Below are 26,493 nucleotides of genomic sequence, written 5' to 3'. Positions count from 1 at the left end.
CGACCCATTAACCACGGATTAGTAAGAACACATAACCCTATGACGCTATTATCAGCCATAAGAGTGGCATGAGCAAGGGAGTCGTCAGACGTACCGGCGGCGGTCGGACCCGCCTGCGGCACCGATCCCGGCGGACCCGACCGCCGCCGGTAGGTTCGGGACATGGCGTATCGCATCTGTGTCATCTGCACGGGCAACATCTGCCGCTCCCCCATGGGCGAGGTGATCCTGCGCCACCTGCTCGACGAGGCCGGACTCGGCGACCAGGTCGAGGTGGACTCCGCGGGCACCGGCGGCTGGCACGAGGGCGACGGCGCCGACCCGCGCACCCTCACCGCCCTGACCGGCGGCGGGTATGACGGCTCCGCCCACCGCGCCCGCCAGTGGCAGCGATCCTGGTATGCCGAGCGGGACCTCGTCCTGGTCGCCGACCGTGGCCACCAGCGGGAGCTGCAGCGGCACGCCCCGACCCCCGACGACCGCGACAAGGTCCGGCTGATACGCGAGTTCGACGAGTCCGCCGTCGCCGCAGGCACGCTGGAGGTGGACGACCCCTACTACGGCGACGCGGCGGGCTTCGACCGCTGCCGCGACGAGGTGGAGGCGGCCATGCGTGGGGTGGTCGAGCACGTGCGCCCGCTCGTCGGCATACCCCCCGCTCGGTGACAGCCGCCGCCCGCTCTGGTGGACTAGGCGCAAGCATCCACCACCTCGAGGAGCTCCTATGCCGATCCGCATGACGCCCTGGCCCCAGGGCACCCCCTGCTGGCCCGACCTGATGGCCGACGACCCGGCGAGCGCGTCGCGGTTCTACGAGCAGCTGTTCGGCTGGGAGACGACCCAGGGCCCCGACGGCTATGCCTTCATGACCAGCGGCGGGCTGCGCGTGGCCGGCATCGGGCCCAAGCCGCGGGGCGCCGAGTGGCCCGCGGTCTGGACGACCTACCTCGCCGTCGACGACGTCTACCTCACCATCGCGCACGCCAAGGCCGAGGGCGCCACGGAGCTGCTCCCGCCCACGACGCTGCCCGGGATGGCCACCATCGCCCTGCTCACGGAGCCCAGCGGCGCCCACTTCGGGCTGTGGGAGCCCGCTCCCCTCAACGGGATCGAGCGCTACAACGAGGAGCACGCACCCGTCTGGAACGAGCTCATGGTGCGCGACCACGAGGACGCGATGGGCTACTACAGCGAGGTCTTCGGCTTCTCCTTCGAGGAGTTCACCGAGCCCGACGGGTCCTTCGCCTACGCCACGATGATCACGCCGAGCGGGCGGCTCGTGGCCGGGCTCGGGCAGATCGGCGAGGAGTACGGCGAGGAGTACCGCGCCCACTGGATGACCTACTTCTTCGCCGAGGACCCGCGGGCCGCGGCCGCGCGCTGCACCCAGCTCGGCGGCACCGTGCTGATGGACGTCACCGAGGGCCCCTTCGGCGAGCTCGCGGTCCTGAGCGGGCCGCAGGGCGAGATCTTCAGCGTGATCCGTCCGGAGCACGTCGACGAGTGACGCCGCGGCGGCGCAGGCTCGCGCGACCCCGCGCGAAGACCTGCGCTGCGGCGGCCCCCTCGGGCGGACCGGAGCCCCCTCGGGCGGGTCGGGGTCGACATCAGGGTCCTCCCTGGTGCCGATCCCCCCGTATCGCCACTAGGTTGAGGCCCATGGACGTCACAGGGGGAGACGGCCCGCCGGTGATCCGCACCCGGGGGCTGACCAAGGTCTATCCGCGGGTGCGGGCGCTGGACGGGCTGGACCTGCAGATCGGGCCCGGCGTGACCGGGCTCGTCGGGGCCAACGGCGCGGGCAAGTCGACGCTGATCAAGGTGCTGCTCGGCCTGCTGGCGCCGACCAGCGGCGAGGCGCAGGTGCTGGGGCACGACGTGGCCCGGGAGGGGCGGGCGATCCGCGCGCGGGTGGGCTACATGCCCGAGCACGACTGCCTGCCGGGCGACGTCAACGCCAGCGAGTTCACCGTGCACATGGGGCGGATGGCGGGACTGCCCCACGTGGTCGCCCGCGAGCGCGCGGCCGACGTGCTGCGGCACGTGGGGCTGGCCGAGGAGCGCTACCGCGACATGGGGACCTACTCCACGGGCATGCGGCAGCGCGCCAAGCTCGCCCAGGCGCTCGTCCACGACCCGGACCTGATCATGCTGGACGAGCCGACCAACGGCCTGGACCCGGCCAGTCGCGACGAGATGCTCGGGCTGGTGCGACGGATCGGCTCGGACTTCGGGATCACGGTGCTGGTGACCAGCCACCTGCTCGGCGAGCTGGAGCGGGTCAGCGACCACGTCGTCGTCCTCGACGGCGGTCACCTGCTGCGGTCCTCGGCGACCAGCGACTACGTCGAGCGCACCGGCAGCCTGCTCGTCGAGGTGCTGGGCGGCGCCACCGAGCGCGACCTGCTCGGCAACGCCCTGGCCGCCCACGGGCTCGTGTGCCATCCCGTCGACGGGTCGGTCGAGATCACGCCCGGCGGCCTGTGGGCGGTCGACCCCGAGGCGAGCGCGCAGACCACCCAGCAGCAGGAGCGCGCCATACGAGACCTGGTGCGGGACACCGTGATCGACCTCGACCTGGGTCTGGTCCGGGTCCAGGACGGGCGCCACCGCATCCAGGACGTCTTCCAGACCCGAGAGGTGGCCCCGCGATGACGGACCCCACCCCGGCTCCCGTCTCCGATCACGGCCACGGCGCCCGGATCCACGACCTGGGCTACCGCGGCTACGACGGCCCCCGGCTCGGCGAGGGCGGCGTCGCCCGCTCGCTGTTCGTCCAGGGTCTGCGCCACGCCTACGGCCTCGGCCGCTCCCGCAGGGCCAAGTGGCTGCCCGTCGGGATCCTGCTGGTCTCGCTGCTGCCCGCCCTGGTGATGGTGTCGGTCGTGGCGATGACCACGATCTCGACCCTCCCGGTCGACTACGCGCGCTACCCGACGATGCTGCAGATGGTCACCTCGATCTTCGTGGCCGCCCAGGCGCCCGTGGTGTTCTCCCGGGACCTGCGCTACCGCGCGATCACGCTCTACCTCGCCCGCCCGCTGCGCCGCGGGACCTACGTGCTGGCCCGGCTCGCCTCGCTCTTCGTCGCCATCCTCCTGGTCGTGGGCCTGCCCGTCGTGGTCCTGTATGTCGGCGCGCTGCTGGCGGGCCTGCCGGCCGGGGAGCACACGCGCAAGGCCCTGGAGGCGCTGCCCGGGATCCTGGTCCTGACGGCCCTGCTCACCGTGGTCGGCGGGGTCCTGGCCAGCCTGGCCACCCGTCGGGGCATGGCCATCGTCGCGATCATCGCCACCTTGACGATGAGCTCGGCGGTCGCGGGCGGGCTCGGGGCGATCCTCAGCACCGGCTACACGACCGCGGGGATCCACCCCGCCTGGCCGGGGGTGCTCAACCCCTTCAGCCTCGCCGAGGGGCTCGGCGTGTGGTGGTTCGACCAGGCCCCCACCGGGCCACCGGTGCGCTCGACCGTGGACGGGGTGTTCTACCTCGTCGCCCTGGTCGTCACCCTGCTCGGTGGCGCCGCGATCCTGCTGCGTCGCTACACGAAGGCTGGTGCGGCATGAGCACTCTCGTCCTGCACGGCGTCTCCCGGTGGTTCGGCGACCTGGTGGCCGTCAACGACGTCTCCATGGAGATCGGGCCCGGCGTCACCGGCCTGCTCGGCCCCAACGGCGCCGGCAAGTCCACGCTGCTCGCCCTCATGTCCGGCTTCCTCGCCCCCTCCGCGGGCTCGGTCGAGCTGGACGGCACCCCCACCTGGCGGCACCCCGAGGTCTATCGCCGGCTCGGGATGGTGCCCGAGCGCGAGGGCATCCTGGAGCACCTGACCGGACGGGCCTTCGTGCGGGCGATGGCCGACCTGCACGGGCTGTCCGACCCCGGCGCGGCCACCGAGCGGGCGCTGGACCTCGTGGAGATGACCGAGCCTGCGGGACGCCGCATCTCGACATACTCCAAGGGCATGCGCCAGCGCGTGAAGATGGCGAGCGCCCTGGTCCACGACCCGCAGGTGCTGCTGCTCGACGAGCCCTTCAACGGCATGGACCCGCGGCAGCGGCTGCACCTGATGGAGCTGCTGCGCCGGATGGGCGCGGACGGGCGGACCGTGCTGTTCAGCTCGCACATCCTGGAGGAGGTCGAGCAGGTCGCCCGCCAGGTCGAGGTGGTCGTGGCGGGCCGGCACGCCGCGAGCGGCGACTTCGGGGCCATCCGCCGGCTGATGACCGACCGGCCCAACCGGTATGTCGTGCGGTCCACCGACGACCGGGTCCTCGCCGCCGCGCTGGTCGGCGACGACTGCGTGCGCGCGGTCGCCCTGCGGCCGGAGGGCGGGGTCGAGGTGGAGGCCGGCGACTTCGGCCGGTTCACCCACGTGCTGCCGCGCGTCGCCCGCGCCCGCGGGATCACCCTCGTCGAGGTCAGCCCGACCGACGAGTCGCTCGAGAGCGTCTTCTCCTACCTGGTGACCTCATGAACCCTGTCGTCCTGCGTCTCGCCTTCTCCTCGGTGCTCGGTCGTGCCCGGCTGCTGCCGCTGCTGGCGCTGCCGACGGTGCTGCTGGTCCTCACCGGTTTCGCCCGGTTCGTCCTCGGGCCGGACGCCTCGGCCGACGACCCGGCCGGGCGCGCCGTCCTCGGCACCCTCGGGCTGGTCGTGGTGGTGCCCATGCTGGCGCTGCTCACGGCCACCCGGCTGCTCGGCACCGAGCTGGAGGACGGCACGATCTACTACCTGCTGTCCAAGCCGGTGCCCCGCTGGCACGTGGTGGTGAGCAAGCTCATCGCCGGGGCCGCCACGACGCTGGTGCTGGGCGCGCTCCCCCTCGGGCTCGCCGCCCTGCTGCTCGACCCGGACTCGCCGGTCAAGGCGCTGGGGTGGGCGGCCGGTGGCGCGGCTGCCGCCGTGGCCTACAGCGGGCTGTTCACCGCGCTGTCGGCCTCGACCCGGCACGCCGTGGTGTGGGGCCTGCTCTACCTCACCGTGTGGGAGGGCGGCCTGCGCACCCTGCTGCGCGGGATCGAGAAGGTCTCCGTCGGCGCCTGGGCCACGCGGGTCGCCAGCGAGGTGGGTCAGATGTCGGTCATCGCGCCCACCGAGATCGGGCTGACCCATGCCCTGGTGGGGCTGCTGCTCGTGCTGGTCGTGGGCACGGCCTTCGCGGCATACCGCCTGAGCGGACTGTCGATCACCGCCGCCGACGCCTGACCGCGCACCCCTGACCCGCGCCCGGCCGGGTCGGGACGGCCCCGGACCGTCAGCCGGGGACGTTCGCCAGGTCGGCCAGCCAGATCGCCGGGGACGCGTCCGAGGGCATCCGCCAGTCACCGCGCGGCGAGAGCGACCCGCCCGCGACGACCTTGGGGCCGTTGGGCAGCGCCGAGCGCTTGAACTGCTGGGTGACGAAGCGCTGGCAGAAGACCTCCAGCCAGTGCCGGATCTCGGCGAGGTCGTAGGCCGAGCGGCGCTCCTGCGGGAACCCGGGCGGCCACTCCCCCGCGGTCTCGTCGTGCCAGGCGTGCCACGCGAGGAAGGCCACCTTGCTCGGCCGGTAGCCACGCCGCAGCACGTGGTAGAGCGTGAAGTCCTGCAGCGCGTAGGGCCCGATGGACGCCTCGGTGGACTGCGGCTTCTCGCCCTCCTTGGTGGGGACGAGCTCGGGGCTGATCTCGGTGTCGAGGATGGACCGCAGCGTCCCGGCGACCTCCTCGGTGAAGTCCCCGGACGTCGTGCACCAGCGGATCAGGTGCTGCATCAAGGTCTTCGGGACACCGGTGTTGACGCCGTAGTGCGACATCTGGTCGCCGACGCCGTAGGTGCACCAGCCGAGGGCGAGCTCGGACAGGTCGCCGGTGCCCACGACGATCCCGCCCAGGTGGTTGGCCAGGCGGAAGAGGTAGTCGTAGCGCAGCCCGGCCTGGACGTTCTCGAAGGTGATGTCGTAGACCTCCTCCCCCGCGCCGAAGGGGTGGTGCATGTCCTTGAGCATCTGGGTGGCCGCGGGCCGGATGTCGAGCTCGGCGAAGGTCACCCCGAGCTGCTCGCACAGCCGCTGAGCGTTGGTCCTGGTGTGCTCGGTCGTCGCGAAGCCCGGCATCGTGTAGGCCAGGATGTCGGTGCGCGGACGGCCCAGGCGGTCCATGGCGCGGGCGCACACGAGCAGCGCGTGCGTGGAGTCCAGGCCCCCGGAGACGCCGATGACGGCCTTGGGGCTGCCGATCGCCCGCATCCGCTGCACCAGGCCGGAGACCTGGATGTTGTAGGCCTCGTAGCAGTCCCGCGCCAGCCGGTCGGCGTCGTCGGGCACGAAGGGGAAGCGGTCGACCTTGCGCCGCAGCCCGATGTCGGTGAGCGGCGGCTGCAGCGTCAGCTCGACGGTGCGGAAGCGGCCGGCGCGCTCGTGGTGGGTGCGTCGGTTGTCGTCGAAGCTGCCCATCCGGATCCGCTCGGCGACGAGCCGGTCGAGGTCGACGTCGGCGATCGAGCGCTGCGGCCCCTGCGGGAAGCGCTCGGTCTCGGCGAGCAGGTCGCCGTTCTCGTAGACGAAGGTCTGCCCGTCCCAGGACAGGTCGGTCGTCGACTCGCCCTCGCCCGCAGCGGCATACAGGTAGGCCGCCAGGCAGCGGCTGGACGCGGAGCGGGCGAGCAGGGTGCGGTCCTCGGCGCGGGCGACGGTGATCGGCGAGCCGGACAGGTTGGCCAGGATCGTCGCGCCGGCGAGCGCCGCCTCGGCCGACGGGGGCACCGGCACCCACATGTCCTCGCACACCTCGACGTGCAGCACGAAGCCCGCCACGTCGGTGGCGGCGAAGAGCAGGTCCGGGCCGAAGGGCACGGCGCGGCCCGCGACGACGATCTCGCCGGACACGTCGTCGCCGGGCGCGAAGTGCCGCCGCTCGTAGAACTCGCGGTAGGTCGGCAGGTTGGACTTCGGTGCCACGCCGAGGATCTCGCCGCGGTGGATGACGACGGCGCAGTTGTAGAGCCGGTGCTGCCGGCGCAGGGGTGCCCCCACGACGAGGATCGGCAGCAGGTCAGCGCTCGCCTCGACGACGCGTGCCAGCTCGCGCTCGACGGCCTCGAGCAGCGGCTGCTGCAGGAAGAGGTCGTCCAGGGCGTAGCCGGACATCCCCAGCTCGGGGAAGACCGCGAGCGCCACGCCCTCCTCGTGCAGCTCGCGGGCGGCGGCGACCACCTGGTCGGCGTTGCGGGCCGGGTCCGCGACGGCCGTCGGGGCGGTGCAGGCCGCCACGCGGGCGAAGCCCTGGGCGTAGGCGCTGTGGAAGGTCTCGGCGGGCATGGCGCCATCCTGCCACCCGGCGGCGGTCCGGCCGGGTGACCTGCGGGATCGAGACGGACCTGCCGGGGTATGCCGGAGGCAAGACCCACTCATCACCCCCGGGAGGACCGATGAAGTTCCAGACCTTCGACGAGGCCGTGGCCAAGAAGGCCAAGGGCGACGACCTGGTCGCCTACGTCATCGACCGCATCAACGACTTCACGGACGGCAAGGACGTCGACCTGGACTTCCTGACCCGCAAGGCCGTCGGGACCTTCTGCACCGAGCTCGGGATCAGCCGCAACTGGGCCACCCTCGAGCTCGACGAGATCGCCCCTGATGGCGAGGAGGGTGTCGCCGTCGTCCCCGAGGACGAGACCGTCGCGATCCTCAGCGCGCTGAAGTACCTCGTGGCCGAGAAGGTCATCGAGCCCTCCGCCGACGGCGAGGACGCCCCGGACCTGCTGAACGACTTCCTCCCCGAGGGCGAGGAGTTCCAGGGCGAGAGGTGCCTGGGTCACCTGTGGGAGTTCCGCTACGCCCTCGCGGTGGAGCTGGAGCACGGCGTCACCCGCGGCACCAACGTCACCCAGAACCACCCCCTGCTCACGGGTCTGGTCGTCCTGGCCCACCTGGCCGAGGACCGGCTCTACTACGCCCGGCTGTGGGTCATGGAGGTCGAGGGCGAGCTGTTCGACGCCCAGCTGAAGGGTGACTCCGAGGCCGTCCTGGAGAGCCTCGGCGACCTCGCGCTCGCGCAGAAGCACCTGCAGGCCCGGCTCTCGGAGAAGGTCGACGAGGCACGGGCGAAGGCCGAGCAGGACACGGGCGACACGAAGTCCTGATCCGTCCGACCGGGTGCCGGCCCCCGATCTCGGGCGACCGGCACCCGGTCCGTCGTTCCACGGGCTCGAGGGGTCAGCCCTCGATGCGCTCCACCGATCCGACGAGGAGGAGGTAGGACAGGGCACCGAGAGCCGAGACGACCGCGATGTAGACCAGGGCGGGGGTGAAGTCGGTCTCGGACACCAGGGCTCCGATGATGAGCGGGGTCGCGATCGAGGACAGGTTGCCGATGAAGTTGAAGACGCCGCCGGTGAGGCCCAGCAGCCGCGATGGCGCCAGCGCCGAGACCAGCGACCAGGTGATCGAGGCCAGCCCGTTGCCGAAGAACGCCAGGGCGAGGAAGAAGATCACCATCCCCGTGCTGTCGGTGTGGTTCGCCCCGAGGACCGAGATCGAGATCAGCAGGCCGGTGATGATCGGGAGCTTGCGGGCAGTCCCCACGGAGACCCCCCGACGCAGAAGTCGGTCGGAGAAGATCCCGGAGAAGACGACACCGACGAAGGCTGCGACGAAGGGCAGCGACGCCAGGAAGCCGGTCTTGAGGAAGTCCATGTGGCGGTACTTCACGAGGTAGGTCGGGAACCAGGTGAGGAAGAACCACAGGGTCGAGGTCAGGCAGAACTGCCCGAGGTAGGCCCCCCACAGCTTGCGTCGGCTCAGCACGAGGGCAAGGTCTCCCCACCGGAAGGGCTCCTTGGCGTGCTGCCCGCCGTCGACGTCCACGAGACCGCCTCCGACCGCGATGTGCTCCAGCTCGGCGTCGTTCGTGCCCCGGAAGTCGCGCGGACCCCGGTAGACGGCGAACCACACCACTGCCCACACCAGGCCGACCAGGCCGGTGACGACGAAGATCGTGTGCCACCCGTAGGACTTCTGCATCCAGAGCAGGAGGGGGGTCAGCAGGGCCAGGCCCACGAACTGCCCAGAGGTGTAGAACCCGATGGCGCCGGCGCGCTCCCGCTCGGGGAACCACGCGGTGACGACCTTGTTGTTGATCGGATAGGCCGGCGCCTCGAAGGCGCCCACCGCGAGGCGCAGCACGAACAGCCCGACGAAGCTCCCCACCACGCCCATGAGGCAGGTGGCCAGCGACCACAGCACGAGTGCCGCCGGGTACAGCACCCGCGGTGGGACCCGGTCGACGAGCCAGCCGCCGGGGATCTGGGCGGCGGCATAGGTCCATCCGAAGGCCGAGAGCATCAGACCCTGCTGGAAGGTCGTCAGGTGCGGGTCCTTGGCGATGCCCGTGGACGCGACCGAGAGGTTGCTGCGGTCGAGGTAGTTGATGACCACGGTGACGAAGAGCATCACCATGATCAGGTAGCGCGTCCGGGTCGGACGGGGCGCGACGGCGCCGGAGGTCGTGCTCATCAGGGGGTCTTTCTGGGTGGGCGCACGACGGCGTGCGCGGGGGAAGGGGTCAGGGGGCGGTGGACCCGCACCCTGAGATGTCGCGTCGGGGGTATGACGCGGGCGGCGCTGGGCGGCTCGGTGTCGCGTCAGGCGGTGGGGTTCACCACTCGGCGAAGCTGCCGTCGCGGTGGCGCCACACCGGGTTGCGCCAGCGGTGGCCGACGACGGCACGCTCGGCGACATACTCCTCGTTGACCTCGATCCCCAGGCCGGGGCCGGTGGGGATGGTGACCATGCCGTCCTCGTAGGCGAACACGGAGGGGTCGACGACGTAGTCGAGCAGGTCGTTGGTGGTGTTGTAGTGGATCCCCAGGCTCTGCTCCTGGATGACGGCGTTGTAGCAGCCGGCGTCGATCTGCAGACAGGTGGCCAGCGCGATCGGGCCCAGGGGGCAGTGCAGCGCCAGGGCCACGTCGTAGGCCTCGGCCATCATGGCGATCTTGCGCGTCTCGGTGATGCCGCCCGCGTGGCAGGGGTCGGGCTGGATGATGTCGACGGCCCCGCTCGCGAGCACGTCCTTGACGTCCCAGCGCGAGAACAGCCGCTCGCCCAGGGCGATCGGGGTGCTGACGCCGTGCAGGACGTCGATCATCGCGTCGAGGTGCTCGGACAGCACCGGTTCCTCGATGAACATCAGGTGGTAGGGCTCGAGCTCCTTCATGAGGACCTTGGCCATCGGCTTGTGGACCCGGCCGTGGAAGTCCACGCCGATGCCGATGTCGGGGCCCACCGCGTCCCGGACCGCGCCGACGTTGTCGAGGCACAGCTGGACCTTGTCCCAGGAGTCGAGGTACTGCATCTCCTCGGTGCCGTTCATCTTGACGGCCGTGAATCCTCGGTCGGCGGCAGCCCGGGCCGCCGCCGCGGTCTCGGCCGGGCGATCTCCGCCGATCCAGGAGTAGACCTTGATCCGGTCGCGGACCTGGCCGCCGAGCAGCTCGGCGACGGGGACCCCGAGAGCCTTGCCCTTGATGTCCCAGAGGGCCTGGTCGATGCCGGCGATCGCGCTCATGTGGATGCCGCCGCCGCGATAGAAGGCGCTGCGGTACATCAGCGTCCACAGGTCCTCGATGTGGCGGGGGTCCCGGCCGACGACCAGGTCGGCCAGCTCGTCGACGGTGGCCGCGACGCTGGCGGCCCGTCCCTCGAGGACCGGCTCGCCCCAGCCGACCACGCCCTCGTCGGTCTCGATCTTGACGAAGCACCAGCGCGGAGGCACCTGGTAGGTCGTCACCGTGGTGATCTTCATGGACTACTCCTTGCTGGACAGAGCGGCGTATGCCGCGACGAAGGCTCGTGCCTGCTCGCCCGCCTGCTGGGGGGTCGAGCCGGCGCGGTAGACGGCGGACCCGATCCCGAAGCCGCTGACGCCGATGGGCCACCAGTCCGCCATGGTCGCCGGGGTGATGCCGCCGACGGGCACGACGGGGGTGTGCGGGGGCAGCACCGACATCCACGCCTTCACACCGGCCGGGCCGACCTGCTCGGCGGGAAAGACCTTGAGGACCTGGGCGCCGCAGGCGAGGGCGGTGAAGGCCTCGCTGGGGGTGGCGACGCCCGGGCAGCTGATCATGCCCGCGGCGACGGTGGCCCGGATGACCTCGGGGTTCATCGCCGGGGAGACAACGATCTCGCCGCCTGCCTGGGCGACGCGCTCGACGTCGTCGGTCGTGAGGACCGTCCCGGCCCCCACGACCGCGGTGGGCGGCAGTGCCGCCCGGATGGCCGCGATGGATGTCAGGGGGTCCGGGGAGTTCAGAGGCACCTCGATGGTGCCGATCCCGGCCTCGTGGACCGCGGTGGCCACGGCGACGGCCTCGGCGGGGCGGACCCCTCGCAGGATCGCGATCAGGCCGTGACCGGGTCGGGTGGCAAGACTGTCACTCATGGGCTTCCTCCTCAACGAGGCGGACCAGCCCGGCAGCCGTGGCGAGCCGCCACAGGCCGCGAGGGGCTGCATCCGCGCGGATGGTGGGGGTGGGCCAGCCGAGGACCTCGCCCGCGCAGGCGTAGCGCCGGCACAGAGCCTCCTCGCCGGCGAGGGTCCAGGCGGGCGGGTCGCCCGGGGGCTGGTGATCGAGCAGCTCGTGACCGATGAGGAGGCCGGACAGGTGTGCCGCCTGCGCCTCGGGAGGGAGACGATCCAGCAGCCCGAGGCTGCGCGTGGAGAAGATCGTCGACGTGGCGCCGACCCCGCTGCTCCGGGCCAGCCGCACGGCCGACTCGAAGACCTCGCGATGGAGGGCCGTGGTCGTGGTCATCGTGGCTGCGAGGATGCTCGAGCGGCGGAGCAGCGCGTACACCTCGCCGGTCATCGTCGTGGCGATGCTCTGCAGGGACCGCCCTCGCACGGTGACCCACTTGGTGTGCGTGCCCGGCAGCACGATCAGCTGCTCGATGCTCTCGCTCCCCGCCCACCGAGCTCGGTCGAGAACCCCGACGACCTGGGTCTCCTCGCCTCGCATGACGGAGGGGAGCGAGCCCTCGTCGACCATCCCCGGCAGGATGTGCAGGGGGCCCTCGTCGGCGGGCACGACCGTGATCCGGTCGGTGAGGGTGGCCAGGTCAGCGGGGACGCTCACGTAGGGCACCTCGACCCACCCCTGCCGACTGCCCACCATCCCGCACGCGAGCGTCGGCAGCGGCCGGGTCGCCCCGGCGCGACGCGCTGCCCGGGCGAGGGCGTCGCGCAGGGCCCGCGGCCCCCGGTCGTGGACCGCGCCGACGCCGTCGTCGGAGGACGAGCTGCCCACGACGCGGCCATCGGCGCCGAACCGGTAGGCCCGTAGGCTGCTCGTACCCCAGTCGAGGGCAAGGAGCACGTCGGTGGAGCTCACGGCAGGATCCTTCGGTCGGGCGGTGGTGCTGGCACGTCGTCAGGATCCGCCCCGTCATCCCACACTCTCAATCGCAGTCCCTGAATGTGGGATCCTGGGCCCATGCCTGATCTTGCCGCGAGTCAGCCCCTCGACTCCCCCGAGGCCCGCGCCCTCCACGCCGACCTGGCTGGCGCCCAGACCCTCCTGCGCGGATTGGTGCTGGTCAGAGCGGTGGCAGTAGGGGCTCGGACCCTGCAACGGGCCAGCGATGCCACCGGAATCACCCGCTCGACCTGCCACCGCCTCCTGCAGGCCCTGACCCAGGCGGGATACCTGAGACATCAGGCCGGCGAGTACTTCCTCGGACCGACGTTGATGGAGATGGGTTTCCGCGCCGTCGAGCAGAGCCCCGTCACCGCGCTCGCCAGACCGATCCTGCAGCAGCTGGTCGACGTGCAGCACGACACCGTCCACCTGGGGATCCGCGACGGGGGCGCCGTCCTCTATCTGGACAAGATCTCCGGCTCCCGCGGGGTGGAGATGCGCTCCCGCGTCGGCCAGCGGATGCCGCTCAGCCGCACCGGGGTGGGCAAGGCCCTCCTGCTCGACAGCGGCCCCGACTGGGACACGCAGTACGACATCGACCACGAGGGCACGGTCACCGGCCAGGCCCGTGAGGACTTCCTGCGTCGGATGAGGACCTATGCCGAGGCAGGGGTGGCCTGGGACCTGGAGGAGAACGAGATCGGTATCCGGTGCGTCGCCGCGCCGGTGCGCGACGCGTCGGGCGCGATCACGGCGGCGATCAGCATGTCCGCGACCAGCCCTTACATGCCCACCGCGCGGATGCGCAGCCTCAGCACGGTGATGCGGGCGACCGCCGACCGCATCTCGCGAGCGCTGGGTCACCAGGTCGACCGCGACGGCCTCGAGGAGCAGGATCCCTGCGGCACACGCACTCGCGGAGCGGCCGCTCGCCGGCTGGCAGAATGACCGTCATGGCCTCCCTCGCTGACGTGACCCCGCCCATCGCCCTCGGCGCCCTCGACGGCCGATACCGCTCGGCGGTCGCACCCCTGGTCGACCACCTGTCGGAGGCCGCGCTCAACCGCACCCGGGTCCACGTCGAGGTGGAGTGGCTGATCCACCTGACGCAGGAGCAGGTCGTGCCGGGCGTGCGTCGCCTCTCCGACGACGAGGTGCGCGAGCTGCGCGCCGTGGTCGTGAAGTTCGGCGCCGAGGACATCGCCGAGCTGGCCGAGATCGAGCGTGAGACGGTGCACGACGTCAAGGCCGTGGAGTACTTCCTGCAGCGCCGCGTCGACCGCATCGCCCCCGACGACGCGGCCCGGCTCAAGCAGCTCATCCACTTCTGCTGCACCAGCGAGGACATCAACAACCTGTCCTACGCCCTCATGGTCCAGGGCGCCACGCGCGAGGTCTGGCTGCCCAAGGCCCGCTCCGTCGTCGACCAGCTGTCCGGCATGGCGAAGGACCTCGCCGACATCCCCCTCCTCGCGCACACCCACGGCCAGCCGGCGACGCCCACGACGATGGGCAAGGAGATCGCCGTCATGGCCCACCGCCTGGGCCGGCAGCTGAACCGCGTCGAGGGGCAGGACTACCTCGGCAAGCTCAACGGCGCGACCGGCACCTACGGCGCGCACCTGGCCGCCGTGCCCGGCGCCGACTGGCAGGCGATCTCGCGGGCCTTCGTCGAGGGCCTGGGCCTGACGTGGAACCCGCTGACCACCCAGATCGAGTCGCACGACTGGCAGGCCGAGCTCTACGCCGACGTCGCCCGGTTCAACCGGATCCTGCACAACGTGTGCACCGACTTCTGGACCTACATCTCGATGGGCTACTACGCCCAGGTGCGCGGCCAGGGCACCGTCGGCTCGTCGACGATGCCGCACAAGGTCAACCCGATCCGCTTCGAGAACGCCGAGGCCAACCTCGAGGTCTCCTGCGCCCTGCTCGACGTGCTGGCGGCCACGCTGGTGCAGTCGCGGCTGCAGCGCGACCTGACGGACTCCTCCATGCAGCGCAACGTCGGCACGGCGCTCGGCCACTCGATGCTGGCGCTGGACAACGTCTCTCGTGGGCTCGCAGGCCTGGACGCGGTGCCGGCGCGGATGGCCGAGGACCTCGACGGCAACTGGGAGGTGCTGGGCGAGCCCGTCCAGTCGGCGATGCGTGCGCTCGGCGCCCAGGGCGTCGCGGGGATGGACAACCCCTACGAGCGGCTCAAGGAGCTCACCCGCGGCCGCCGGATCGGGCAGGACGACCTGGTCGCGTTCGTGAAGGGCCTGGACCTGCCCGCCGAGGTCGAGGAGCGGCTGGCGGCGATGACCCCCAGCACGTATGTCGGCCTGGCTCCCACCCTGGTCGACCACCTGGGCTGAGCGTGTGACAGGGAGGGGGTCACGCTGAGCGCACGCTGATCACCGGGTTGCCGAAAGGTCACGATCCGGGACTCGGGGTCTAGACGACCTGGATCGTGCCAATGACCTGGTGCATGAACCACAACGCCCTCCGCATCGCCACCCCCGTCCTCGCCTGCTCGCTGGCCCTGTCCGCCTGCGGTGGCGCCGAGAAGACCACCACCGCCGCGACCACGGCCGCCACCAGCACCGGCGCCGTGATGACCACGACCGCCGCAGGCCCCGTGGCCACCACCACCGACGTGGTGCCCGCCGACTGCCCGACCGAGGCGACCCGCCACTTCGCCAAGACCCGCTTCGTCGCCGACCTCGGCCTGGCCGCCGGCACCTTCCACCGCTGGATCTACACGCCGTACCAGGCCGGCACCTTCAAGGAGGGCGCCCCCGGCCGCAAGACCGCCATCGCCAAGGGCCTGGCCGTCGCCGCCCTCGACTACAAGCTCATCAACAACGCCTACGACAACGTGCGGGCCGACCCGTCCATGTGCAAGGCCCTGAGCGGCCCCCTGGGCAAGCTCAAGGACACCGCCAGCCAGATGGCCGGCGGCATCGCCAAGGGCGACCTGTCCTCCGTCGTCGCCGCGCAGGGCCTGGTCAGCCAGGTGATGGAGTCCAGCAAGGCCGCAGGCATGCCCGTCACCGAGACCACCGACGAGTCCAAGGCCGACCTGTCCAGCAACTGAGCCACCGTCGAGGCCTCCCGGACCCTCCGGGAGGCCTCGACCCGTCCGCCGCCCCCTCGCCGGCCCCCGACCAGGCGCCTCCCCCGCCCGCAGCCCGGGCGAGGCACACTGGACCGGTCCGACCATGACCGAGAGCGAGACCTGTCGTGAGCAGCAGCACGCCGATCGACGCCTGGGCCACCGTCCCCCACCGCCTGCGACGCAGCGGGGAGCAGATCGCCCCCGGCGTCTGGTGGGTCCAGCACGAGGCCGTCGGCCCCTCCCGCGCACGGGCGCTGCTCCTCGACGAGGACTTCCACGTCATCCCCGTCCAGGGCGCCGACCTGCGGGACCTGCGCTCGGCGCAGGCCGCCGTCGCCTCGGCGCTGCGCCTGCCCGGCTCCGCCGCCGTCAACCTGGACGCCCTCGCCGACGCCCTGCGCGACCTCGACCTGTGGTGGCCCCGCACGCGCCGGATCGCCCTGCTCTGGTCCGACGCAGACACGCTGCGTGAGAGCGACCGGGAAGGCTTCGACGAGCTGGTGTCGATCCTGAGCGAAGCCCACACCCACCTGTGGCAGTCTGACCGGGAGGACGAGGGGCCGGGCGACGAGCACGAGCGGGTGCTCGAGACCGTGCTGGTGCCGTCGGGCACCACGAGCCCCCTCGACCCCACGGACCCGTCCGTGCACTGACCGAGGCATCGACCACGTCACCGACCGAGAGCGAGGCGAACGTGCGGCTCCCCCAGCGGCTGCGTCCCGACCGACTGTGTCCAGCTCTGATGGCGGTCGCCCTGGTGATCAGCCCGGCGCTCGCGGGGTGCTCGCACCCCAACCGCCCCCGCGCGGCGGCCAGGACCAGCACGTCCGCGACAGCGCGGCATACCGCAGCACCGTCGGCGAAGCCCAGCGCCCCCCGCACCGCCCCGGCGCCGCGACCCTCGACCTCCTCGCCCACCCCGGCACCGCGACCCTCGACCCCCTCGGTCACGGGCCTGCTCCGTCCCTGCAGGATGGCCGAGCTGCCGGCCCAGGTGCCCGCGGTGATCCTCGCCATCCGCGCGGGCGGGCCCTTCACGCACCCGCGCAACGACGGCGTGACCTTCGCCAACCGCGAGCGGATCCTGCCCCGCCAGCCGCGCGGCTACTACCACGAGTACACCGTCGAGACGCCCGGCTCCCCCACGCGCGGCACCCGCCGCATCATCACCGGCGGCGGGGGGCTGACCAGCCCCGAGCACTGGTACTACACCGGCGACCACTACCGCAGCTTCTGCGAGATCACCGACGCCTGACCCGCTCCCGAGCAGTGGAGCCGGTCGATCACCTACCTCCTGAGCCTCCACGGGTCATCGGCGATCCCAGGAGCCGTGGCACCCAGGGACCCACCAGCCCCACATGGACGCTCGCAGGACGTCCCGGGACGTTCCCCCCATCGGGGCCTTCCTGCCATCGCTCAGTCGCGTTCCCGACGGATCTCGACGACGACGGCCTCGGGCGAAGCGTGAGGGGAGCACCCTTCCTGAGGGCCTCGTCGGTCACTCGCCCAGGCGAGAAATCCTTCCGAGTTGTAGACAGGCTTTCCCCATCGTCGGGCGGCCTTCGCCTTGCCGGACTGGCTGCCCGGCTCGGCGGTGACCAGACAGTCGCAGGCCTTCTTGGTGACCGTGTCGACGACGACAAGACCATGGTCCCGGGCCAGCTCGGCCAGTTCTTCCTTCTGCATCCGCCGCCCGTCCGGCAGGACCGTGGTGCCGCTGAAGCAAACCGTGGCACCGGGGATGAGGACCTCGTCGATACCCGGCCCGTCGGACCCGACGAGGGATGGGTCCTCCGCGTCGAGCCCGAGCTGTCGGCAGACCGCTGCCAGGATCTGATCCTGCTCCCTGGACAGGTTCGAGCGGTCGCGAGCCGACATCATCGACTGGGCTGTGGCGAGCCGTGCGTCAGGCCCTGCGTCGGGCAGGATCATGAACTGGTGCGGGTTGTCGCCGCGAGGCAAGAGGTAGCCAGCGCCAAGTCCCGCCGCTCGCTCGAGGGGAAGCCCACCCTGAAGGCAGGTCTGCGAAGACGCAGCCAGGGCCTGGACCGCTCGGGCACGCTGCACGGCGCTGGGGAGCGTGCGTACCAGATCGGCGTCATGGTCATCGCCGACGTTGCCCCCCAGCTGTGGAGGGATGGCACGGGCGAGGCGCTTGATCTCGTAGTCGATGTATCCCAGGTCACGGTCGATGTCGACACCGACGAGGACCCGGCCGTTCAGCAGGTCGGAGATCACCGCCCACGCCTCGACCAGGGTGGGAGCGAGCTGGACATCGCGTGCTCCGATCCCGTACCGGGTCCGAGAGTCCTCCAGGTCATGGCAGGGATTGATGATGGTGCTGATGCTGATCCCGTCGTCGGTGACGCAGGCGATCTCGATGGGTCGAGGACGCCAGCTGCGGCCCGAGTCCCCGACCGTGATCACCCCGAGGTAGGCCGGCGGGAGGGCTGGGGCGGGCGCCTTCACCGACCGCAGGAAGCGGTGCACCCGCGGGTCGATGCGAAGGTCGCGATGCTTGACCTCCCTGGCCAGGACAAGTCCGTCCAGGCTGGTGCAGCGGCTCAGCGCCACGTAGAGCTGGCCGTCGGTGAACGTGCCCCCGGTGAGGTCGACGATCATCCGGTCGAGCGTCTGACCTTGGCTCTTGTGGATGGTGATGGCCCAGGCCAGACGGAAGGGAAGCTGCGTGAACGCCCCGATGGGTTCGTGGACGAGAGCTCCTTGGTGGACCGTGGGTCGGGTGACTTCCCATCGGTGCGGCGCGACAGTGGCGGTGGAGCCGTCGGGAAGGTCGACGACGACCTCACCAGTAGCGGCGTTCCATCGCGCGATCCGGGCGATGGTGCCGTTGAACCAGCGGTCCGACGGGTCGTTGGTCAGGAGCATGATCTGCGCACCGACCTTGAAGCAGAGGGTCTCGGCCGTGGGCGGGTCGAAGGTCGACAGGTCTCCCTCCACGACGGCTGTCGCCACGATGTCCGGGCCGACGAGGCGGTTCAGGCGGTCGCGATTGCGACGCTCGGCTGTCTTGTTCGTGGTGGTCAGAGTGACCCAGAACTCGTCGAGATCCGGCTCGAAGGCTGGGTCGAGGCGGCGATTCAGGTGGTCGAGCGTGTCCTGCTGGATCGTCCCGTCACGGACGGCGTTCAGCATGTCCACCAGGCTGGAGTCGCTCTGCCGGAATACGTGGGTCAGGGCCACGGATCGGAAAGCGTCCCGGTCGTAGTGGTCGGCGGAGAAGAAGTACGGGCTCTCGTAGCGAGTGCGGAAGAAGGTCGCTTCTTCTTCGCCGGCTACGACGGGGGGCAGCTGGTAGAGATCGCCGACGAGGACGAGCTGGACGCCGCCGAACGGCTGCCCGCGCCGGGGACCGAACCTGCGCAGGGCCACAGCCAGCTGGTCGAACAGATCAGCGCGCACCATCGACACCTCATCGATGATGAGGGTATCCAGCTCTCGCAAAGTCTCGGCAAACTTCGCCGGGTAGTACCTGCCGTCTGCGACCTCGTCGAGGGTGGTCGTAGGCGAGAAGGAGAACAACCGATGGATCGTGTAGCCACCGACGTTCAGCGCCGCGATACCCGTCGGAGCAGCCACGACGGACTTGCGAGTGGTGCGGCGCAGGAACTCCCGGATCAGGGTTGATTTGCCGGTGCCGGCCTTGCCGGTAAGAAAGACGTGCTCGCCCTGCTCCAGCCAGTCCAGTGCTTGCCGGAACTCCTCGGTCAGGACCAGTCCTGAGTCTGCGTCGTGCTCACGGGTCATGACGGGATGCCTACCGGGGTCTGACTGGGAACCAGAACCGTCCCGTCATATACCTGCGGGGGAAATGCACGAAATTCCGGATGCGACAGTTCTGGCGGCATCACGTACGGGGTCGCCCCGGTCTTGGGATGACAGATGCGACGCAGGCGATTCCGCTCCGCCTCGATCCACTCCTGCCAACGTGCTCGCACCAGGATCGCGTAGGTCAGTGTGGCGCCAGCGGTGGAATCCCTCGCAGCGGGCTCCAGGGGCACCTCAAGCCGAGCCCCGACAGGACGCACCAGCCCGCGGCGCTTGACGCGCTCTTCGTACTCGTCGATCGCCGCGACCGTCCGCGACTCAAGATCGTGGGTAGCCTCCCGCAGCCTCTCCGCCAGGGCGGTCACCGGCACAGCAGGAACGCCATCCGGCAGAAGGGCTCCTGGAAAGACAGGGCTCGTCGCGAACAGCTGCAGATGACCCAGGCTGGCGACACGCTGGGCCTGTTCGTCAGTCGGACCAGGCAGCACCATGGCATGAGTCATCCCCACAGCGCTCGGTGCCGTCAGTGCCACCTGCCATGCCCCGACCTCGCCATCGGCACCGCGGTGCAGCACCAGCACGCCGCGAAGAGGACGCGGATGTGATCCACGTGGGGACCTGCTGGCGCAACGAGGCGCTTCTTGTGCTGCCACCATGACGACAGGCTAGTGGTGCACGACGCGGAAGACGTACGAAGTGCACCTGCACCCATCTCTGGTGACGAGATCGAGCCACGCGCTCTCGTCGACATGGCCCACACCACGCCCGTGCAAGCCCGTCGGCGACATCTCATGGGGCGGTCCAGAGGGTAGCGTCGACCGTTGCAGATCCGGGCACGAACCCGGGCTCGACGGGCAGCACACCGCGCCGCCCGATCGGTCCGCGGAAATACCCCCTAGGGGTATTAGGGTTGACCTCGTCGAAGGAGGCCGGATGACCGACACCTGCCAGCACGCACCCCCGCTGCCCGCCTACGCCGAGGTCGACCACAAGGACGCCTACCTCAAGCGGCTGCGGCGCATCGAGGGTCAGGTCCGCGGCGTCCAGCGGATGGTCGACGAGGACACCTACTGCATCGACGTCCTCACCCAGATCTCGGCGATCACCAAGGCCCTGCAGGCCGTCAGCCTGGGCCTGCTCGAGGACCACATCGGCCACTGCGTCGTCGGCGCCGCGCGCGAGTCCGACGAGGCCGCGGCCGCCAAGGTCGCCGAGGCCTCCGCCGCCATCGCGCGGCTCGTCAGGAGCTGAGCCCAGCCCTCTCAGCCGAACCCACCCAGGACCGGGTCCCCGGCCCCAGCCACCCCCACCCCCAGGAGAGCGTCATGAGCCAGACCACCACCATCACCGTCAACGGCATGACCTGCGGCCACTGCACCAGCGCGGTCACGTCCGAGCTCAAGGAGGTCGCCGGCGTCCAGGACGTGCAGATCGACCTGGTCGCAGGTGGCGACTCCCCCGTGACCATCACCAGCGAGGGCCCGCTCGACCCGGCCGCCGTCAAGGCGGCCGTCGACGAGGCGGGCTACACGGTGGTCGAGTGAGCACCGCGACCGAGCAGGACCGCCACGAGGTCGACCTGGCCATCGGCGGGATGACCTGCGCGTCCTGCTCGAGCCGCGTGGAGCGCAAGCTCAACAGGCTCGACGGCGTGGACGCCACCGTCAACCTCGCCACGGAGAAGGCCCACGTCGCCTTCCCCGGCTCGCTGTCCGTGGCCGACCTGATCGCGGTCGTGGAGCGCACCGGCTACACCGCCACCGACCTGACGCCCGCCCCGGCCGGGGCGACCCGCGTCGCGGGCTCGATCGACGGGAGCGAGGGATCCGGCGGCGGCGCCCCGGGCGGACCCCTGCTCGTGGAGACCGGGCCGGCCCCCCGGGCCGGCGCCGGCCCGGCATACAGACTGGACCAGGTCCTGAGCCGCGCGTCGCTGCGGCAACGCCTCGAGGTGGCGCTCCCGCTCACGGTCCTCGTCGTGCTGCTGGCGATGGTGCCGTCGGTGCACCACCTGCTCGGCGACGCCCGGCCGTGGGTGGAGCTGCTGCTGACGCTGCCCGTCGCGGTGTGGTCCGCGTGGCCCTTCCACCGGGCGGCGGCGATCACCGCCCGGCACGGCGCCTCCACCATGGACACCCTGGTCAGCCTGGGTGTGATCGCCTCGATGCTCTGGTCGGTCGTGGCCACGCTGCCAGGCAGCACCGGACACATGTACTACGAGGTCGCCGCCGTGGTCGTGACCTTCCTGCTCGCCGGTCGCCTCGCCGAGCACCGCGCCCGCACCGCCGGGAAGTCCGCGCTCACCAGCCTGCTGGAGCTCGGCGCCAAGGACGTCGCGGTGCAGCGCATCGACCCGGTCGACCGGGTCACCCGCGAGACCCGCATCCCGATCGAGCAGCTGCAGGTCGGCGAGCAGTTCGTGGTGCGGCCCGGGGAGAAGGTCGCCACCGACGGCGTCGTCGTCGACGGCACCTCCGCCCTCGACCGCTCCCTGGTCACCGGCGAGTCGCTGCCCGTCGAGGTCGGCCCCGGCGACGAGGTCACCGGCGGCACCATCAACGCGCACGGGCGGCTGCTCGTGCAGGCGACGCGCGTGGGTGCGGATACCACCCTCGCCGGCATCACCCGCCTCGTCGAGCAGGCCCAGACCGGCAAGGCCCCCGTCCAGCGGCTGGCCGACCGGATCTCGGCGGTCTTCGTGCCCGTCGTGCTGGTGATCGCGGTGCTCACCTTCGTGGGGTGGCTGGTCACCGGGCACCCGGCCGCGGCCGCGCTCTCCGCCGCCGTCTCGGTGCTCGTCGTCGCCTGCCCCTGCGCGCTCGGTCTGGCCACCCCCACCGGGCTGCTCGTCGGCACCGGCCGGGCCGCCGAGCTCGGCGTCCTGATCAAGGGCCCGGAGATCCTGGAGTCCACCCGCCGCATCGACACCGTGGTCCTGGACAAGACCGGCACGCTCACCACCGGCTCCGCCACGCTCGTGGACGTCACCCCCTCCGGGCGGCTCACCCCCACCGCGGCGCTGCAGGCCGCGGCGTCGGTCGAGGCGTGGTCCGAGCACCCCATCGCCCAGGCCGTCGTGCGGGCCGCCCAGGCCGAAGGTCTCGACCTGCGCCCGATCACCGGCTTCACCAACCTGCCCGGCCTCGGGGCCCGCGCCACCATCAAGGACACCGAGGTCACGGTCGGACGGGCCAGCCTGTTCGACCTCGTCCCCGGCGACCTGCAGGGCGACCGGGTCGGCACCACGGTGTATGTCGGCTGGGGCGGCGTCGCCCACGCCGCCCTCACCGTCGCCGACGAGCTGCGCGACAGCTCCAGCGCCTCGGTGCAGCGGCTGCGCGACCTCGGGCTGCGCACCGTGCTGCTCACCGGTGACAACCGCCGCACGGCCGCCCAGGTCGGCGAGCAGGTCGGCATCGGCGCCGCCGACGTGGTCGCCGAGGTGCTCCCCAAGGAGAAGCACGCCGAGATCGCCCGCCTCCAGCAGCAAGGACGGGTCGTGGCGATGGTCGGCGACGGGGTCAACGACGCCGCCGCCCTCGCCCAGGCCGACCTCGGTCTGGCGATGGGCTCCGGCGCGGACGTCGCCATCGACTCGGCCGACATCGTCCTGGTGCGCCCCGACGTGGGCGCCGTCGCCGACGCGATCGCGCTGTCCCGGCAGACCCTGCGGATCATCCAGCAAAACCTCGTCTGGGCCTTCGGCTACAACGTGATCGCGATCCCGCTGGCCGTGCTCGGCGCCCTCGACCCGATGGTCTCCGGCGCCGCGATGGCCCTGTCCAGCGTGCTGGTGGTCACCAACTCGCTGCGGCTGAGGTCCTTCGCACGCACCCCCTCCTGAGCTGCACGGCCTGGCCCGGTGCTCGGGAGCCCGGTGCCGTGGACCAGAGCCGTGACCGTGGGCCCGGGGCTGGGCCGGGACGGGTGGGACTGACCCACCCCTCGCTCAGCCGACCGGCCCCGGGGAGGACCCGCACACCAGGCGGTAGCCCAGCCCTGGGTCGGTGACGAGCAGCTGCGGCGCCGACGGATCCGTCTCCAGCTTGCGCCGGATCTGGTTGGCGTAGACCCGCAGGTAGTGCAGCTCGCGACCGTAGCCCGGTCCCCAGACCGCCTCCAGCAGATCCGCGTGGGAGACGAGCGCCCCCGGTCGCCGGGCCAGCGCGGCGAGCAGGCGCCACTCCGTGGGGGTGAGGCGCACCGGACGACCGTCGCGGGTGGCTTGGCCGCGTCGAAGTCCAGCCGAACCCCCGCTGCCTCGACCGGTGCGAGCCCGGTGTGCCGGCCCGCGCTGCCACGGCGCAGCGCCGCTCGCACCCGGGCCATGAGCTCGTCGGCGCCGAACGGCTTGGTCACGTAGTCGTCGGCCCCCTCGTCGAGCGCCTCCACCTTGTCGTCGGACCCGTGCCGCGCCGAGAGGACCACGACGGGCACGTCCGACTCTCGGCGCAACCGCCGCAGCACCTCGACCCCGTCCAGGTCCGGCAGCCCCAGGTCCAGGATGACCAGGTCGGCCGGAGCGTCCTGCATGGTGGCGAGCGCGTCGCGGCCTCCCGTCACCGTCTCCACCTCGTAGCCGCGGGCCCGCAGGTTGATCCGCAGCGTACGCAGGATGGCGGGTTCGTCGTCCACGACGAGGATGCGGGTCATGGGTGGTCCTCCTGGACGGTGGCGAGGCGCACCGGCCCGGCCACCATCGCGATGGGCAGGGAGACCACCATGGTCAGGCCGCCACCAGGAGTGTCCTCCGCGACGACGGACCCGTCCATGGCCTCGGCCAGCCCTCGGGCGACGGCGAGTCCGAGCCCCACACCATCCCCGGCGGGGGCGTCCCCGAGGCGTTGGAAGGGACGGAAGACCCGGTCCTGGTCGCCGGGCGCGATGCCCGGCCCGTGATCGACCACGCGGATCTCCACCTGGTCGCGCATCGCGCTGGTCGTCAGCAACACCTCCCCGCCGCGCGGCTGGTGGCGCAGGGCATTTTCCACGATGTTGCCGAGGACCCGATCGAGCAGACCCGGGTCCGCCTGCACCCGTCGAGCCCCGGCGCCGAGGGCCCAGCGCACCCGGGAGGGCTCGCTGACCGTGGCCACGCAGGCGGGCAGCAGCTCTGCCAGGTCGACGTCCTGGGGAGACGCCACGAGCGCCTCGGTCGACAGCCGTGACATGTCCAGCAGGTTGTCCACGAGCGCCGCGAGCCGGTCGGCGGACTCCTCGATGATGGCCTCCAGCTCGGCCTCGTCCTCCGGTGGGAAGTCCACCTCGGTGGTGCGCAAGGAGCCGATGGCGGCCTTGATCGCTGCCAGGGGTGTGCGCAGGTCGTGCGAGACGGCCGACAGCAGCGCCGTGCGGGCCCGGTTGTCCCGCTCGAGACGCTCGGCCGCCGCCGCCTCCGCACGCAGGACGCGCCGGTGCAGGATCGCCCCCGCGTGGACGGCACAGGCGGCGAAGAGTCGCTGCTGGTCCGCGGCCAGGGGATCCCCATCCAGGACCAGGACGTGTCGCTCGTCGACCGGCTCCCGCGCGGCCCCGCCGGAGATCGCCAGCCCGGGAGGGAAACCCGCGGTGGCCGCCACGATCTCCGGGGCCGGATCGTCATGGGTGGGACGCCGCACCACCGCGACGGACGAGGCCGCGAACAGGTCCACCGCCCGGCTGAGCAGCAGTGCGAGCTGGTCCGTCGAGCCAAGCAGGGTATGGGTGAGCTCGGCCAGGGCCGCCGACTCGTGCTGGGCACGCAGAGCCTCTTCGGCCCGAGCTGCCGCCCGCAGGACGACATTGGACACGAGCACCCCCACCACGACGAAAACGCCCAAAGCCAGGGCGTTCTGAGCGCTGGCGATGGTCAGGGTGTGTACCGGCGGGGTGAAGAACCAATTGATCAGCAGACAGGACCCGACCGCGGTGACGACGGCTGGCCCCAGGCCCCCGACGAGAGCTACGAGCACGGTCAGCAGGAGATACAGCTGGACGATGAGGGGCAGCCCGACCGCCCGTGCCCAGGGGGAGAGTGCGGCCGTGACTGCGGCGGAGGCCCCTACAGACAGGAGGTAGCCCGACAGGGTGCGACCGCGGGACAGGGTCCGGCGCGGTCGCCGCACGCCCAGTGAGGCGGCATGAGGGTGGGTCACCACGTGCACGTCGATCTCACCGGAGCGAGCGATGATGGCGTCACCCGTCGCCTGGCGCAGCACCCGCACCCATCGGTGGTGACGGCTCGTACCGACGACGATCTGGGAAGCATTGATCCCGCGGGCGAAGTCGAGGACGGCCTCGGCCGTGTCTTCCCCTGTCACGGCGTGAAAGGTGCCACCCAGGTCACCCGTCAGCGCGCGCTGCTCGGCGATGCGAGGGAGCACCCCGCTGGTGAGCCCGTCGGCACGGGCGACGTGGACGGCGTGCAGCTCCCCACCCGCGCCCCGGCCGGCGATCCGGGCGCCCCGGCGCAGGAGGGTCGCCCCCTCCGGCCCGCCGGAGAGGGCGACCAGCACCCGCTCGCGGGTGGGCCAGGGCGAGGTGATGCCGTGCTCGTCACGATAGCGACCCAGCCCTTCGTCGACCCGGTCGGCCACCCACAGCAACGCCAGCTCCCGCAGTGCTGAGAGATTGCCGGGACGGAAGTAGTTGGCGAGGGCGGCGTCGATCTTGTCCGCGGTGTAGACGTTGCCGTGCGCCATACGTCGTCGCAGAGCCTCCGGGGACATGTCGACGAACTCGATCTGGTCGGCCGCCCGCACCACCTCGTCGGGCACCGTCTCGTGCTGGGCGATGCCCGTGATAGTGGTGACGGCGTCGTTGAGCGACTCCAGGTGCTGGATGTTGACGGTGGAGATGACGTCGATCCCCGCGGCGAGCAGCTCCTCGACGTCCCGCCAGCGCTTGTCGTTGCGCGACCCCGGGGCGTTCGTGTGGGCCAGCTCGTCGACGAGGGCGATGGCGGGTCGACGGCCGAGGACGGCCGCCAGGTCCATCTCGCTCAGCACGGCGCCGCGATGCGCCAGCCGCACGCGTGGGACCGTCTCCAGCCCCTCGAGCATCTGGGCCGTGTGCTGCCGTCCGTGGGTCTCGCAGATCGCGACGACCACGTCCTTCCCGCGCTCCGCGGCCCGCCTGCCCTCGGCGAGCATCGCCACCGTCTTGCCCACACCCGGTGCCGCACCCAGGTAGATCCTCAGTCGCCCTCGTGCCATGACGTG

General features: G+C 71.5%; 23 protein-coding genes and 1 pseudogene. 15 read left to right on the top strand and 9 right to left on the bottom strand.

Translation table 11 applies throughout. The annotated features are described in order from the left end of the window. The first annotated feature begins 162 nt into the window (after positions 1-162). The 6 genes from MM438_RS00490 (at position 163) to MM438_RS00465 (ending at position 5,208) form a co-directional block, all read left to right on the top strand. A complete protein-coding gene (locus MM438_RS00490; RefSeq protein ID WP_241449289.1) occupies positions 163-666 on the top strand; it encodes a low molecular weight protein-tyrosine-phosphatase in 504 nt (167 codons plus the stop codon). Between the two features lie 58 nt (positions 667-724). Further along, the gene (locus MM438_RS00485) at positions 725-1,507 is read left to right on the top strand and encodes a VOC family protein (RefSeq protein WP_241449288.1); all 783 of its coding nucleotides are present in this window, start codon (positions 725-727) and stop codon (positions 1,505-1,507) included. Positions 1,508-1,659: 152 nt separating this feature from the next. Further along, positions 1,660-2,655, top strand: coding sequence for an ABC transporter ATP-binding protein (locus MM438_RS00480; protein ID WP_241449287.1), 996 nt, complete (start codon positions 1,660-1,662; stop codon positions 2,653-2,655). Continuing rightward, entirely contained in the window at positions 2,652-3,566 is a 915-nt protein-coding gene (locus MM438_RS00475) for a hypothetical protein (protein ID WP_241449286.1), read from the top strand. The genes MM438_RS00480 and MM438_RS00475 overlap by 4 nt, the downstream gene beginning before the upstream one ends. Further along, positions 3,563-4,477 carry an ABC transporter ATP-binding protein gene (locus MM438_RS16095; protein WP_277627897.1) on the top strand — a complete coding sequence of 305 codons (915 nt, stop codon included), beginning with the start codon at positions 3,563-3,565 and terminating at the stop codon, positions 4,475-4,477. The genes MM438_RS00475 and MM438_RS16095 overlap by 4 nt, the downstream gene beginning before the upstream one ends. Beyond that, positions 4,474-5,208: an ABC transporter permease subunit gene (locus MM438_RS00465; protein ID WP_241453222.1), complete on the top strand. Its 735-nt coding sequence runs from the start codon at positions 4,474-4,476 to the stop codon at positions 5,206-5,208. The genes MM438_RS16095 and MM438_RS00465 overlap by 4 nt, the downstream gene beginning before the upstream one ends. 49 nt (positions 5,209-5,257) lie before the next feature. Here MM438_RS00465 and MM438_RS00460 read toward each other — a convergent pair whose 3' ends face one another. Further along, a complete protein-coding gene (locus tag MM438_RS00460) occupies positions 5,258-7,300 on the bottom strand; it encodes an NAD(+) synthase (protein ID WP_241449285.1) in 2,043 nt (680 codons plus the stop codon). Positions 7,301-7,410: 110 nt separating this feature from the next. Between MM438_RS00460 and MM438_RS00455 the strand changes: the two genes are divergently transcribed. Further along, entirely contained in the window at positions 7,411-8,124 is a 714-nt protein-coding gene (locus tag MM438_RS00455) for a DUF5661 family protein (RefSeq protein ID WP_241449284.1), read from the top strand. 73 nt (positions 8,125-8,197) lie between these two features. Here the strand turns inward: MM438_RS00455 and MM438_RS00450 are convergent, their stop codons facing one another. The 4 genes from MM438_RS00450 to MM438_RS00435 all read right to left on the bottom strand — a co-directional run bounded on the left by MM438_RS00450 (position 8,198) and on the right by MM438_RS00435 (position 12,375). Beyond that, entirely contained in the window at positions 8,198-9,496 is a 1,299-nt protein-coding gene (locus MM438_RS00450; RefSeq protein ID WP_241449283.1) for an MFS transporter, read from the bottom strand. Positions 9,497-9,638: 142 nt separating this feature from the next. Further along, positions 9,639-10,787, bottom strand: coding sequence for a galactonate dehydratase (gene dgoD / locus MM438_RS00445; RefSeq protein WP_241449282.1), 1,149 nt, complete (start codon positions 10,785-10,787; stop codon positions 9,639-9,641). A gap of 3 nt (positions 10,788-10,790) precedes the next feature. Next, on the bottom strand, positions 10,791-11,426 hold the full coding sequence (locus MM438_RS00440) for a 2-dehydro-3-deoxy-6-phosphogalactonate aldolase (protein WP_241449281.1): 636 nt from the start codon (positions 11,424-11,426) through the stop codon (positions 10,791-10,793). Further along, positions 11,419-12,375, bottom strand: a complete 957-nt coding sequence (locus MM438_RS00435; protein ID WP_241449280.1) for a 2-dehydro-3-deoxygalactonokinase — start codon at positions 12,373-12,375, stop codon at positions 11,419-11,421. Before MM438_RS00435 ends, MM438_RS00440 begins: the two co-directional genes overlap by 8 nt. A 102-nt stretch (positions 12,376-12,477) precedes the next feature. Here MM438_RS00435 and MM438_RS00430 point away from each other — a divergent pair, with 102 nt between their 5' ends. The 5 genes from MM438_RS00430 (at position 12,478) to MM438_RS00410 (ending at position 16,760) form a co-directional block, all read left to right on the top strand. Further along, entirely contained in the window at positions 12,478-13,350 is an 873-nt protein-coding gene (locus tag MM438_RS00430; protein ID WP_241449279.1) for an IclR family transcriptional regulator, read from the top strand. Positions 13,351-13,355: 5 nt separating this feature from the next. Beyond that, complete coding sequence (gene purB, locus MM438_RS00425) at positions 13,356-14,762, top strand: adenylosuccinate lyase (protein WP_241449278.1); 1,407 nt, start codon at positions 13,356-13,358, stop codon at positions 14,760-14,762. Between the two features lie 113 nt (positions 14,763-14,875). Continuing rightward, entirely contained in the window at positions 14,876-15,484 is a 609-nt protein-coding gene (locus MM438_RS00420; RefSeq protein ID WP_241453510.1) for a hypothetical protein, read from the top strand. A 146-nt stretch (positions 15,485-15,630) separates the two neighbouring features. Further along, entirely contained in the window at positions 15,631-16,158 is a 528-nt protein-coding gene (locus MM438_RS00415; protein ID WP_241449277.1) for a barstar family protein, read from the top strand. Between the two features lie 320 nt (positions 16,159-16,478). After that, entirely contained in the window at positions 16,479-16,760 is a 282-nt protein-coding gene (locus MM438_RS00410; RefSeq protein WP_241449276.1) for a guanyl-specific ribonuclease, read from the top strand. A gap of 161 nt (positions 16,761-16,921) precedes the next feature. Here MM438_RS00410 and MM438_RS00405 read toward each other — a convergent pair whose 3' ends face one another. Then, a complete protein-coding gene (locus tag MM438_RS00405; RefSeq protein WP_241449275.1) occupies positions 16,922-19,273 on the bottom strand; it encodes an AAA family ATPase in 2,352 nt (783 codons plus the stop codon). Continuing rightward, complete coding sequence (locus tag MM438_RS00400; protein WP_241449274.1) at positions 19,270-19,875, bottom strand: hypothetical protein; 606 nt, start codon at positions 19,873-19,875, stop codon at positions 19,270-19,272. The genes MM438_RS00405 and MM438_RS00400 overlap by 4 nt, the downstream gene beginning before the upstream one ends. A gap of 352 nt (positions 19,876-20,227) precedes the next feature. On the opposite strand from MM438_RS00400, the gene MM438_RS00395 reads away from it, so the two are divergent. The 3 genes from MM438_RS00395 to MM438_RS00385 all read left to right on the top strand — a co-directional run bounded on the left by MM438_RS00395 (position 20,228) and on the right by MM438_RS00385 (position 23,138). Continuing rightward, positions 20,228-20,545, top strand: coding sequence for a metal-sensitive transcriptional regulator (locus MM438_RS00395; protein ID WP_241449273.1), 318 nt, complete (start codon positions 20,228-20,230; stop codon positions 20,543-20,545). A gap of 74 nt (positions 20,546-20,619) precedes the next feature. Then, positions 20,620-20,838, top strand: a complete 219-nt coding sequence (locus MM438_RS00390; protein WP_241449272.1) for a heavy-metal-associated domain-containing protein — start codon at positions 20,620-20,622, stop codon at positions 20,836-20,838. Beyond that, positions 20,835-23,138: a heavy metal translocating P-type ATPase gene (locus tag MM438_RS00385; protein ID WP_338155483.1), complete on the top strand. Its 2,304-nt coding sequence runs from the start codon at positions 20,835-20,837 to the stop codon at positions 23,136-23,138. The genes MM438_RS00390 and MM438_RS00385 overlap by 4 nt, the downstream gene beginning before the upstream one ends. A gap of 105 nt (positions 23,139-23,243) precedes the next feature. On the opposite strand, the pseudogene MM438_RS00380 reads toward MM438_RS00385, so the two are convergent. Continuing rightward, positions 23,244-23,947, bottom strand: a pseudogene (locus MM438_RS00380) (response regulator transcription factor). After that, positions 23,944-26,487 carry a sensor histidine kinase gene (locus tag MM438_RS00375; protein ID WP_241449271.1) on the bottom strand — a complete coding sequence of 848 codons (2,544 nt, stop codon included), beginning with the start codon at positions 26,485-26,487 and terminating at the stop codon, positions 23,944-23,946. The pseudogene MM438_RS00380 and the gene MM438_RS00375 overlap by 4 nt, the downstream one beginning before the upstream one ends. Positions 26,488-26,493: the final 6 nt, after the last annotated feature.

The organism is Arsenicicoccus dermatophilus (assembly GCF_022568795.1).
Taxonomy (GTDB): Bacteria; Actinomycetota; Actinomycetes; order Actinomycetales; family Dermatophilaceae; genus Arsenicicoccus; species Arsenicicoccus dermatophilus.
This window is presented reverse-complemented; position numbering and strand designations above follow the sequence as displayed.

Excerpts from the sequence above, each read along its gene's own strand:
- MM438_RS00460 (WP_241449285.1), bottom strand. The coding sequence starts at position 7,300 with ATGCCCGCCGAGACCTTCCACAGCGCCTACGCCCAGGGCTTCGCCCGC.
- MM438_RS00440 (WP_241449281.1), bottom strand. The coding sequence starts at position 11,426 with ATGAGTGACAGTCTTGCCACCCGACCCGGTCACGGCCTGATCGCGATC.
- MM438_RS00450 (WP_241449283.1), bottom strand. The coding sequence starts at position 9,496 with ATGAGCACGACCTCCGGCGCCGTCGCGCCCCGTCCGACCCGGACGCGC.
- MM438_RS00375 (WP_241449271.1), bottom strand. The coding sequence starts at position 26,487 with ATGGCACGAGGGCGACTGAGGATCTACCTGGGTGCGGCACCGGGTGTG.
- MM438_RS00485 (WP_241449288.1), top strand. The coding sequence starts at position 725 with ATGCCGATCCGCATGACGCCCTGGCCCCAGGGCACCCCCTGCTGGCCC.
- purB (WP_241449278.1), top strand. The coding sequence starts at position 13,356 with ATGGCCTCCCTCGCTGACGTGACCCCGCCCATCGCCCTCGGCGCCCTC.
- MM438_RS00395 (WP_241449273.1), top strand. The coding sequence starts at position 20,228 with ATGACCGACACCTGCCAGCACGCACCCCCGCTGCCCGCCTACGCCGAG.
- MM438_RS16095 (WP_277627897.1), top strand. The coding sequence starts at position 3,563 with ATGAGCACTCTCGTCCTGCACGGCGTCTCCCGGTGGTTCGGCGACCTG.
- MM438_RS00405 (WP_241449275.1), bottom strand. The coding sequence starts at position 19,273 with ATGACCCGTGAGCACGACGCAGACTCAGGACTGGTCCTGACCGAGGAG.
- MM438_RS00465 (WP_241453222.1), top strand. The coding sequence starts at position 4,474 with ATGAACCCTGTCGTCCTGCGTCTCGCCTTCTCCTCGGTGCTCGGTCGT.
- MM438_RS00430 (WP_241449279.1), top strand. The coding sequence starts at position 12,478 with ATGCCTGATCTTGCCGCGAGTCAGCCCCTCGACTCCCCCGAGGCCCGC.
- MM438_RS00455 (WP_241449284.1), top strand. The coding sequence starts at position 7,411 with ATGAAGTTCCAGACCTTCGACGAGGCCGTGGCCAAGAAGGCCAAGGGC.
- MM438_RS00490 (WP_241449289.1), top strand. The coding sequence starts at position 163 with ATGGCGTATCGCATCTGTGTCATCTGCACGGGCAACATCTGCCGCTCC.
- MM438_RS00390 (WP_241449272.1), top strand. The coding sequence starts at position 20,620 with ATGAGCCAGACCACCACCATCACCGTCAACGGCATGACCTGCGGCCAC.
- MM438_RS00420 (WP_241453510.1), top strand. The coding sequence starts at position 14,876 with ATGAACCACAACGCCCTCCGCATCGCCACCCCCGTCCTCGCCTGCTCG.
- MM438_RS00480 (WP_241449287.1), top strand. The coding sequence starts at position 1,660 with ATGGACGTCACAGGGGGAGACGGCCCGCCGGTGATCCGCACCCGGGGG.
- dgoD (WP_241449282.1), bottom strand. The coding sequence starts at position 10,787 with ATGAAGATCACCACGGTGACGACCTACCAGGTGCCTCCGCGCTGGTGC.
- MM438_RS00475 (WP_241449286.1), top strand. The coding sequence starts at position 2,652 with ATGACGGACCCCACCCCGGCTCCCGTCTCCGATCACGGCCACGGCGCC.
- MM438_RS00410 (WP_241449276.1), top strand. The coding sequence starts at position 16,479 with ATGGCCGAGCTGCCGGCCCAGGTGCCCGCGGTGATCCTCGCCATCCGC.